At 76.4% G+C, this 8,331-nt stretch carries 8 protein-coding genes and 1 pseudogene; 4 read left to right on the top strand and 5 right to left on the bottom strand.

Annotated features, from left to right (window positions below):
- The first annotated feature begins 77 nt into the window (after positions 1-77).
- The 4 genes from AB0O29_RS33110 to AB0O29_RS33095 all read left to right on the top strand — a co-directional run bounded on the left by AB0O29_RS33110 (position 78) and on the right by AB0O29_RS33095 (position 3,952).
- Positions 78-749: a thioesterase domain-containing protein gene (locus AB0O29_RS33110; protein WP_365159286.1), complete on the top strand. Its 672-nt coding sequence runs from the start codon at positions 78-80 to the stop codon at positions 747-749.
- On the top strand, positions 749-1,597 hold the full coding sequence (locus tag AB0O29_RS33105) for a metallophosphoesterase (protein ID WP_365159282.1): 849 nt from the start codon (positions 749-751) through the stop codon (positions 1,595-1,597). Before AB0O29_RS33110 ends, AB0O29_RS33105 begins: the two co-directional genes overlap by 1 nt.
- A 110-nt stretch (positions 1,598-1,707) precedes the next feature.
- A complete protein-coding gene (locus AB0O29_RS33100) occupies positions 1,708-2,484 on the top strand; it encodes an alpha/beta fold hydrolase (RefSeq protein ID WP_365159279.1) in 777 nt (258 codons plus the stop codon).
- A gap of 25 nt (positions 2,485-2,509) precedes the next feature.
- The gene (locus tag AB0O29_RS33095) at positions 2,510-3,952 is read left to right on the top strand and encodes a DHA2 family efflux MFS transporter permease subunit (RefSeq protein ID WP_365159276.1); all 1,443 of its coding nucleotides are present in this window, start codon (positions 2,510-2,512) and stop codon (positions 3,950-3,952) included.
- A 59-nt stretch (positions 3,953-4,011) separates the two neighbouring features.
- Here AB0O29_RS33095 and AB0O29_RS33090 read toward each other — a convergent pair whose 3' ends face one another.
- The 5 genes and pseudogenes from AB0O29_RS33090 to AB0O29_RS33070 form a co-directional block, all read right to left on the bottom strand.
- Positions 4,012-4,200 (bottom strand): DUF5302 domain-containing protein, encoded by a 189-nt coding sequence (locus tag AB0O29_RS33090; RefSeq protein ID WP_365159273.1) that lies wholly within the window; start codon positions 4,198-4,200, stop codon positions 4,012-4,014.
- 88 nt (positions 4,201-4,288) lie between these two features.
- Entirely contained in the window at positions 4,289-5,497 is a 1,209-nt protein-coding gene (locus AB0O29_RS33085) for a hypothetical protein (RefSeq protein ID WP_365159271.1), read from the bottom strand.
- A 369-nt stretch (positions 5,498-5,866) separates the two neighbouring features.
- Entirely contained in the window at positions 5,867-6,169 is a 303-nt protein-coding gene (locus tag AB0O29_RS33080) for an antibiotic biosynthesis monooxygenase family protein (protein ID WP_365159268.1), read from the bottom strand.
- 73 nt (positions 6,170-6,242) lie between these two features.
- On the bottom strand, positions 6,243-7,850 hold the full coding sequence (locus tag AB0O29_RS33075) for an AMP-binding protein (RefSeq protein WP_365159266.1): 1,608 nt from the start codon (positions 7,848-7,850) through the stop codon (positions 6,243-6,245).
- 155 nt (positions 7,851-8,005) lie between these two features.
- Positions 8,006-8,331 (bottom strand): annotated as a pseudogene (locus AB0O29_RS33070) (peptide synthase condensation domain-containing protein); the annotation flags it as partial.

The raw sequence follows: 8,331 nt of genomic DNA, 5'->3' as shown, positions 1-8,331 counted from the left end.
AGCAGCGGGCCCAGCAGGTGCGCGATGGCCGGCTCGGCCACGACGCCCAGCACCAGGGTGCACAGGGTGATGCCCAGCTGGGCCGCCGCCATCAGTGGGAGGGCGCGGCGGGCCTGTTCGCGTTCCCCTCGCTGGGCGCGGCCTCCGGTCCGCGCGAGTACCTGGCGCTGGCCGGGGCCCTGGCCGGCGGGCGGGGCCTGACGGTGCTGGCGCATCCCGGGTTCGCCGGGGAGGCGGTGCTGCCGCGCGGCCGGCGGGCGCTGGTACGGGCCCAGGCCGAGGCCGTCGCCGAGGCGGCGGACGCGGCGGGTCAGCCTCGGCCCGTACTGTTGGGGCACTCCTCGGGCGGCTGGATCGCCCACGCCGTGGCCCGGGAGCTGATCGAGATCGGCCGGGAGGCGGCGGCGGTGGTCCTGCTCGACACGTACGCGCGTACCGAGGGCCTGCACGGCCTGGCGGTGCTGACGGAGCGGCTCCTCGACGAGGACGGCCCGCTGGGGGTGCCGGACGACGCGCGGTTCCTCGCGATGGGCGGCCATCTGCGGGTGTTCGCCGACTGGGCGCCGGAGCCCGCGGCGGCGCCGACGCTGCTGGTGCGCGCGTCCGCGTCGGCGGCCTCGGCGGCGGCCGGCTGGGAGTACGCCGACCACGTGGCGGAGGTGGCGGGCGACCACTTCTCGCTGCTGGGCTCCGACGCGGGCGCGGCCGCGGCCGCCGTCGACGGCTGGCTGCGCGGGGCGGCCCGCTGATGGCGGCGCCCGGGCGGCTCCTCGCCGTCTCCGACCTGCACGTGGTGCACGCCGAGAACCGGCGGCTGGTCGAGGAGCAGTTGGTGCCCCGGTCCCCGGACGACTGGCTGCTGGTGGCCGGGGACGTCAGCGAGACCGTGTCCGAGATCGAATGGGCGCTGGGACTGCTGCGGGACCGTTTCGCGAAGGTGGTGTGGACGCCCGGCAACCACGACCTGTGGACGCCGAAGGACGACGAGGTCTCCCTGCGCGGGGAGGCCCGCTACCGGTACCTGGTGGAGCTGTGCCGGGGTCTGGGCGTGCTGACCCCGGAGGACCCGTACCCGGTGTGGGAGGGGGAGGGCGGCCCGGTGGCCGTCGTCCCGCTGTTCGTCCACTACGACTACTCGTTCCGGGCGCCGGGGCTGACGAAGGAGCAGTCCCTGGCCGCCGCCCACGAGTCGGGGGTGGTGTGCACGGACGAGTTCCTGCTGCACACCGACCCGTACCCGGACGCGGACAGCTGGTGCCGGGCCCGGGTGGCGGAGACGGCGGCCCGCCTGGACGCGCTGGACCCGGCGCTGGCGACCGTCCTCGTCAACCACTACCCGCTGGTCCGGGAGCCCACCGACGTGCTGCGCTACCCGCAGTTCGCGCAGTGGTGCGGGACCACCCTCACCGCGGACTGGCACCTGCGCTACCGGGCGGCGTCCGTGGTGTACGGGCACCTGCACATCCCCCGGACGACCTACCACGACGGGGTCCGCTTCGACGAGGTGTCCATCGGCTACCCCCGCGAGCGCCGGCTGCGCGGCCTGCCGCGCGGGGTGCTGCGGGACGTGCTGCGGCCGCACGAGGGCGGGAACTGAGGGTTTTCCCAGCGTCTCTCAAGCGGGGGGCTAGCGGGGGCTGGTGCCGTAGGAGCCGACGGGGGCGGTGCGCGCCGCCCCCGACCGGACGAGAGAACGGACCCTCCCCCATGGCGGACCCCCAGGACCTGCGCGACCTGTGGCTCAGGCAGTACCACCCGGCCCCCGGCGACGGGCCCACCCTGGTCTGCTTCCCCTACGCGGGCGGGGCCGCCAGCTACTACCACCCGCTCTCCGAGGCCCTGTCGCCCGGGGTGCGGGTGCTGTCGCTCCAGTACCCGGGCCGTCAGGACCGCCGCGGCGAACCGGTCCGTACGGACCTGCACGCCCTCGCGGACGAGATCACCGGGGTCCTGTCCTCCTGCGTGGAGGGCCCGTTGGTCTTCTTCGGCCACAGCATGGGCTCCACGCTCGCCTACGAGACCGCGCGGCGGCTGGAGGCCGGACCGGACGGGGACCGGGTCCTCGGTCTGGTCGTGTCCGGCCGCCGGGGCCCGGCCACCGTCCGCCACGAGACGGTCCACCTGCGGGACGACGCCGGGCTGATCGAGGAGGTCGTCCGGCTGGACCGCGCCAGCGCCGCCCTGCTCGCCGACCCGGACATCGCCGCGATGGTGATGCCGACCCTGCGCGGCGACTACACGGCGGTGGAGACGTACGCGCACCGGCCCGGGGCGCGGCTGCGCTGCCCCGTCAGCGTGCTCACCGCCGACGCCGACCCGCAGGTGACGGCCGCCGAGGCCCGGGCCTGGGCCGATGCCACGGACGGCGCCTTCCGCCTGCGCACCTTCACGGGCGGCCACTTCTACCTCAACGCGCAGCGGGACGCGGTGACCGCGGCCCTGGCCGAAGACCTGGCCGCGTTCGCCCTGCCGGCCCGCGTGTGACCCGCCACCCCTCTTGGAGAATCAGTTGAGCAGTACGCCAGCGCGTCCCTCGTTCGGGACGCTCATCCTCGCCGTGTCCCTGCCGATGTTCATGGTGGCCCTCGACAACCTGATGGTGACCAACGCGCTGACCTCGATCCGCACCGAACTGGGCGCCTCGGTCGAGGACCTCCAGTGGATCACCAACGCGTACATCCTGGGCTTCGCCGGCCTGCTGCTGGCGGCGGCCGCGCTCGGCGACCGCTTCGGCCGCAAGCGGGTCTTCGTCACCGGCATCGCCGTGTTCGCCCTGACGTCGGTCGGCGGCGCCCTGTCCTCCTCGACGGAGGCCCTGATCCTCTTCCGCGCGCTGCAGGGCATGAGCGCGGCCGCGGTCATGCCGCTGTCGCTGACGCTGCTCGCGATGGCGGTGCCGGCGGAGAAGCGGGGCGCGGCGATCGGCCTGTGGAGCGGCATCAGCGGCCTGGCCGTGGCCCTGTCGCCGCTGATCGGCGGTGCGATCACCTCCGGTCTCGACTGGCAGTGGATCTTCTGGGTGAACGTTCCGGTGGGCGTCGTGGCGATCCCGCTGGTCCTGAAGGCCGTCTCGGAGAGCCGTGGCGCTCCGGTGAAGCTGGACCTGCTGGGTCTGGTGCTGGCCTGCGCCGGCGTGGTCTCCCTCGTGTGGGCGATCGTCAACGGCCACGAGAAGGGCTGGGGTTCCGCCCCGGTGGTCGCGGCCTTCGCGGCGGCCGTCGTCCTCCTCGCGGCGTTCATCGCCTGGGAGCGGAAGGCCGAGGCGCCGCTCCTGCCGCTGTCGTTCTACCGCATCCGCGCCTTCACCCTGTCGAACGTGGTCTCCCTGGCCGTCTACTTCGGGATGTTCGGCGCCACGTTCCTGATCGCCCAGTACCTTCAGACGGGCCTGGGCCACTCGGCGTTCACGGCGGGCCTGTGGACGCTGCCGTGGGCCGTCATGCCGATGTTCATCGCCCCGCAGGCCGGCAAGCTGGCCGCGAAGGTCGGCGCGGGCCGTCTGATGGCGCTGGGCCTGGCGATCTCGGGCGTGGGCCTGGCCTGGTTCGCGCTGGTGGTCGGCGTCGGCACCTCCGACTGGGCGTTCGTCGGCCCGTTCGTGCTGGCCGGCGCGGGCATGGGCCTGGTCTTCGCGCCGACGGCCACGGTCGTCATGGGCTCGGTCCAGCCGCAGCACATGGGCAAGGCCTCGGGCGCCAACACCACGGTCCGTGAGCTGGGCGGAGCGCTCGGCATCGCGGTCCTGGCGAGCGTCTTCGCCGCCCAGGGCGACTTCGGCGGGCAGCAGCGGTTCGTGGACGGTCTGGTCCCGGACATCTGGGTGGCGGTCGCGGTGGTCTTCGCGGGCGCCCTGTTCGCCCTGGCGATCCCGCGCCCGAAGCCGGCCGCGGCCCCGTCCCCGGCGGCCGCCCCGGCCCCCCGCGCGAAGCAGCCGGCCGACGCCGCGGCGTAGCACCGCCGCCCCTTCGCCCCGTGCCACCGGATTTCGGAAATCCGGTGGCACGGCCCATTTCAGCCGGACTTGCGGCGGAAGGTGCGGCTCTGGCCGTTGGGCCCGCTGGAGCCCTTGATCTTCAGACGGCCCTCGTGATGGGCCTGCTGGGCGCGGGCGCCCCGGGCCTTGCGTTCCAGGGCCTCGCGGAACTTCTCCTTGCCGTCGGGCTCGGCCGCGGCGGGCTGGTCTTCCGGTGTATCGGTCATGGTTGCCTCCTGGGCCCGGACGAGCGGACGCACTGCCGGGGCCCGTCAGTTTCGCAGCCGGGCCGGTACACAGCGACCCTTTTTCGGATCAACCGCGCCATTCGGGAAACGGGCCGGCGGCCACCGGCTGGGAGGCCGGGGCCCGCAGGACGGGTGAGCGCAGCCGGGTGACCGGGTCCCCGTCGGCGCGCAGCCCCGGGAGGGTCTCGGCGAGGGTGCGCAGCGCGGCGCGGGCGACGGGTTCGACCAGGTGCGCGGAGAGCCCGAAGTGGAGGTCGGTGCAGAGGCCGAGGGGCGGGTCGTCCGGCGCGGCCAGCGGATCGCGGTTGACCGCGGCGACGAGGACGGTGACGCGGGCGCCCGCGGGGAGTCCGGTGCCGGCGAGGGTGACGGCGGAGCGCACGGTCCGGGACTCCAGCCGGACGGGGGGCGCGGTGCGCAGGGCGTGCGCGACGGCCTCCCCGGCCCGTTCGGGGTCGGCGGCCAGGCGCCGCCAGCCGCCGGGCTCGTCGAACAGCAGCCGGACCGCGTTGGCGATGAGGACGGCGGTCGGCTCGGCCGCGCTGAGCGCCATGGCCGTCGCGGCGCGCACGGTGTCGGCGGTGGACGCGTGGAGGGCTTCCCGCAGCAGGCCGGCCATGGCGCCCTCGGCGGCCTCGGCGGCCCGTGCGGCGGCGTGGGTCTGCGGGCACAGCGGGGCGTCGAGGACGTGCCGGCAGTCGGGCAGCAGCCGGGTGAACCGCTCGTGGGCGGCCTCGGGCAGGCCGAGCTGTTCGGCGAGGACGGGGCCGGTCAGCCGGCGGGCGAAGTCCTCGGCGAGGTCGAAGCGGTCGCCGAGCGCGGCCAGGACCGTACGGGACCAGGTGGCGGCCCGCTTCTCCACACAGGCGGCGTCGTCGGCCCACAGCAGCGGTCCGCCGAAGGCGGTGAGCGGGGCGAGCCGGGCGGCGGCGGCCCGGTCGAGGCCGAGGACGGCGCTGCGGAAGGGGGGCGGGTCCCCGCCGTGGGCCTCGGGGGCGGGGCCGGGGGCGTCGAAGGCGGGGTGGCCGGTCACCTCCCGGGCCACGGCCCGGTCGGCGGTGACCCAGGTGCCGGTCAGGGGGCTGTGGTGGAGCGGCCCGCGGGCGCGGACGGCCTCCTCGGCGGCGGTCGGTTCGCCGGTGCCGGCACGCAGGACCAGGCCGTACGGGTCGGCTTCGAGTCCGGCGAACCACTGGGCGGCCCGGGTGAGCCGGTTCCTGCGGGCCCGGCGGGCGATGTCCCGGCCGGGGCCGTCGGCCAGCAGCTCGGAGCGCATGTCTCTCCTCGTCGTCGGTTGCGGATCACCGGTCCTCGCGGGTTCGGTCCACGCGGCCACGGGATTCTCCGGCGCGGGCGCGGGACCGGGGCGGGGGTGGGCTCCGGTGCCGGTCGAGGAGGAGTCGGGGGGACGCCCGGGCTGGTGGCCGGGTGTCGTCGGGGGGTGCGGGGGGGGAACGGTCCGTCGCCCCTCGCAGCATGACATCCCGTCGCGTACGGGGGCACCGGGCGCGCGGGGGCGCGCGGGTGTCGGAGGCGGCCTCCTTCACCACCTCCGGGCCCCGGCACGGGCCCGGCCCGCCGCCCGACGGGGGGCGGGCGGGGGGGGCCGGACGGGTGGCGAAGGGCGCCGGGCCGGCGGCCCGGGTCAGGCGGCGGTGGCGGGGGAAGGCTCGGGGAGGGTCTCGTACAGGCCCTGCTCGCGGGTGGCGAGGACGGCGAGCTCCCGGGCCAGTTCGCGGAAGGCCTCGCTGGTGACGGCGGCGCGGTGCGCGGCGGTGTCCTCCCAGACGGAGAGTTCCACGAAGAAGTTGGCGGTGCCGACCAGGCGCAGGGTCTGGTGGCTGACGCAGCCGGGCTGGGCGCTGACGAAGCGGGTGAGGCGGTCCTTGGCGTCGAGGAAGCGTACGAGGTCGCCGTGGACGTTCAGCTTGTTGACGAAGGTCACCATGACGGGCGCTCCTTTGACGGGGGTCGGTGGCAGGGACGGGGAAGGCGGTGGCGGGTGGCGTCGGCGGGTGCCGTCAGACGGTCGCCTCGGCGGCCGCGCGGGTGCGGACCCCGGTGCGCAGCACGCCCCGTACGGGTTTGCCGACGGGGGTGCGCGGGACGGCGTCGATGGCCTCGACCCGCCGGATCCGCTCGTACGGCGCGAGGCGTTCGTTGGCGCGGGCGGCGATCTCCTCCAGCACGGCCCCGGGGTCGGCCCCCGGGTCGCGCAGGACCACGCCGGCCCAGGTGACGGCCCCGTGCACGGGGTCGGGCCAGCCGACGACCGCGCATTCGGCCACCCGGGGGTCGGAGCAGACGACCCGCTCGACGGCGCTGGGCGAGACGAGTTCCCCGTCGTGGAGGAAGACGTCCCCGAGCCGGTCGACGAGGAACAGCTCCCCGCCCGGGCCGATCCGGCCGACGTCGCCGGTGGAGAACCAGCCGTCGGGACCGGCGGGCGGCTCCTCGCCGCCGAGGTAGCCGGCCATCAGCTGCGGACCGCGCACCTGCACCTCGCCGCTCTCCCCGGGGGCCAGCGGGACGCCGGTGTCGGGGTGGACCACGCGGCATTCGGTGCCGGGCACGGGGGCGCCGACGGAGCCGCTGCCGGTGGTGCCGTCGGGGCGCTGGCAGTGGGTGAGCGGGGACAGCTCGGTCATGCCGTAGCCCTGGACGACGGGGACGCCGAGCCGCTCGGCGAGGGTGCGGGCGGCGGCCGGGTTGAGGGCGCTGCCGCCCGACAGGACGGCGGTCAGCCGGGGTCCGGCGGGCAGGGCGGCGCCGTCGCGCAGCCGCTCGTCGGCGGCGAGCCGGTGCAGGCGCGCGGGCAGCCCGTAGTAGTGGGTGGCGCCTGCCTCCGCGGCGAGGGCGAAGGAGGCGAGCGGGTCGGGGTCGGGGCACAGGACCTGGCAGGCGCCCGCGTAGACGGCCGAGTTGAGGTGCATCGGCTGGTACAGCGGCAGGTGGTTGAGGGTGACGGAGTCCTCGCCGAGGCGGTGCGCGAGGGCCGTCTGGACGGCGTTGGCGACGAGGGCGCGGTGGGTCAGCCGGACGCCCTTGGGGCTGGCGGTGGTGCCCGTCGTGAACTGCACGCAGGCCTCCGCGCCGAGGTCCACGGCGACGGCGGCGCGGGGGGCGGCGGACCCGGCGGCCGGGGCGACGGCGTCGAGGACGAGGTCCAGCGGGACGGCCGCGCCGGTGACGGGGCCGCCGTCGTCGGCGCCGGTGACCAGCACCAGGGACAGGCTCTCCGGCTTGTCGGGCAGCGCGCACAGGGCCTCGGCGGCCGCCCGGGGCGCGAAGGCCAGCTCGGCGCCGGCGGCGGCCAGCACCTTGGCCGTCCGGGCCGGTGAGAGCAGCGGGTTGAGGACGACGACGGTGTTCCCGCTGCGCACGGTGGCGTAGTAGGCGGCGGCGAACTCGGCGTCGAGGGTGTTCACGACGGCCACGCGGGCCCCGCGCCGGCCCACCGAGCACTCCAGGTAGGCGGCGATCCGGTCGGCGCGGGCGTCGAGCTCGCCGAAGGTGAGGGTCTGCCCGCCCACGCGCAGCGCCGGGGCCCCGGGGGCCCGCAGCGCCGCGCGGCGCAGCAGCCCGTCCAGCGGCAGGTGCGGGAGTTCCGGAAGGTCGGGTGTCGGCACGGCTCTGCTCCCCTCTGCGCTGCGTCCCGGCGGGCGGCAGGGTTCCCACCGTCCGCGCCGGCGCTCGGAATCCGTCTGAGGACCGCTTGAAAGCGACTAGGGCGCCGCTTCCGGCCCTTGCCGGTCAGGGCGGGGCAAGGACCGGAAGAGACGGCCTAGATCCGCTTGCGGCCGGCGGCGGTCAGGGCCGCGGCGAGGTCGCGGTCGGTGGCGGCGACCGCGACGGGCGGGCGGCCCCAGCCGTAGGCGGCCACCCGGCCCGCGACCTCGTGCGCGAGGTCCTCCGCGCCCGGGTACGCGCCGATCACCACGGACTCCCCGGCGGCCAGCGCCGGGGCCAGCGCGGTCAGGGCGGCCGTGGCCGCCGGGGCCACGGACAGCAGGGCCCGCCGTCCGCGCCGGCCGCGCGCGAGGCCGTCGTAGCAGTCCTCGGGGGCTCCGGGCGGGCGCAGCAGGCAGACCAGCCCGGCCCCGGGGGCGG

This window comes from Streptomyces sp. NPDC089915 (assembly GCF_040684675.1).
Taxonomy (GTDB): Bacteria; Actinomycetota; Actinomycetes; order Streptomycetales; family Streptomycetaceae; genus Streptomyces.
This window is presented reverse-complemented; position numbering and strand designations above follow the sequence as displayed.

Bases quoted from the DNA above. Each gene is read 5' to 3' on its own strand.
- AB0O29_RS33105 (WP_365159282.1), top strand. From the start codon at position 749: ATGGCGGCGCCCGGGCGGCTCCTCGCCGTCTCCGACCTGCACGTGGTG.
- AB0O29_RS33100 (WP_365159279.1), top strand. From the start codon at position 1,708: ATGGCGGACCCCCAGGACCTGCGCGACCTGTGGCTCAGGCAGTACCAC.
- AB0O29_RS33090 (WP_365159273.1), bottom strand. From the start codon at position 4,200: ATGACCGATACACCGGAAGACCAGCCCGCCGCGGCCGAGCCCGACGGC.
- AB0O29_RS33085 (WP_365159271.1), bottom strand. From the start codon at position 5,497: ATGCGCTCCGAGCTGCTGGCCGACGGCCCCGGCCGGGACATCGCCCGC.
- AB0O29_RS33080 (WP_365159268.1), bottom strand. From the start codon at position 6,169: ATGGTGACCTTCGTCAACAAGCTGAACGTCCACGGCGACCTCGTACGC.